At 45.3% G+C, this 358-nt stretch carries 1 rRNA gene; it reads left to right on the top strand.

Annotated elements, in window-relative coordinates:
• Positions 1 to 257 precede the first annotated feature (257 nt).
• A 16S ribosomal RNA gene (locus GTP27_RS23375) occupies positions 258 to 358 on the top strand; the annotation flags it as partial.

Below are 358 nucleotides of genomic sequence, written 5' to 3'. Positions count from 1 at the left end.
CGCTTCTCAGCAAGCAGTACCGAATAAGTTCTTTAAAAATTCACAGTCGATAAGTGTGGACGTTTGATGAAAGTGCACGCGAAGCTAGTCTTCGTGATACTTAAAAAATATCAAATGTTCACAAGAAATAAATGAAATAGGACGCTTCGTAAAAGAAGCGAACTGTCAGTATTTTGAGTGAGCAAACACCTCGCAGTGCGAGGGGTTTGGACTGATTAAAAGGTCCGGCCTTGGCAGAAATGCCAAAAACAGAGATTAAACTGAAGAGTTTGATCCTGGCTCAGATTGAACGCTGGCGGCATGCCTTACACATGCAAGTCGAACGGCAGCACGGAGCTTGCTCTGGTGGCGAGTGGCG

Source organism: Duganella qianjiadongensis, assembly GCF_009857915.1.
Classification (GTDB): Bacteria; Pseudomonadota; Gammaproteobacteria; order Burkholderiales; family Burkholderiaceae_D; genus Rugamonas; species Rugamonas qianjiadongensis.
Note: the sequence above shows the minus strand (reverse complement) of the source record. Positions and strands in the feature narration are given on the sequence as shown.